Genomic DNA, 290 nt, shown 5'->3' with positions numbered 1-290 from the left:
ATCCCCCTCCTCAACGGCCACACCATCGTCATCGCCCCGCCAGGCGACCTCGACATCCCCACCCTGCACAGCGTGATCACCCGCCAGCAGGTCACCGCGCTCTGGCTCACCAGCTCCCTCTTCAACCTCCTCGCCGAACACGCCCCCGACTCCCTCGCCCACGTCCACCAGGTATGGACCGGCGGCGAAGCCGTCTCCACCACCTCCGTCCGACGCGTCCAGAACCACTGCCCCCACCTCACCGTCGTGGACGGATACGGACCCACGGAAACCACCACCTTCGCCACCAG

At 67.9% G+C, this 290-nt stretch carries 1 protein-coding gene; it reads left to right on the top strand.

Annotated elements, in window-relative coordinates; genetic code table 11:
- The coding region (locus JK359_RS38670; RefSeq protein WP_201844425.1) for an AMP-binding protein at positions 1–290 on the top strand (290 nt) is incomplete at both ends.

Source organism: Streptomyces actinomycinicus (assembly GCF_016741775.1).
GTDB lineage: Bacteria > Actinomycetota > Actinomycetes > Streptomycetales > Streptomycetaceae > Streptomyces > Streptomyces actinomycinicus.
The sequence above is the reverse complement of the archived record's forward strand: the minus strand, read 5'-3'. Positions and strand labels throughout refer to the sequence as shown.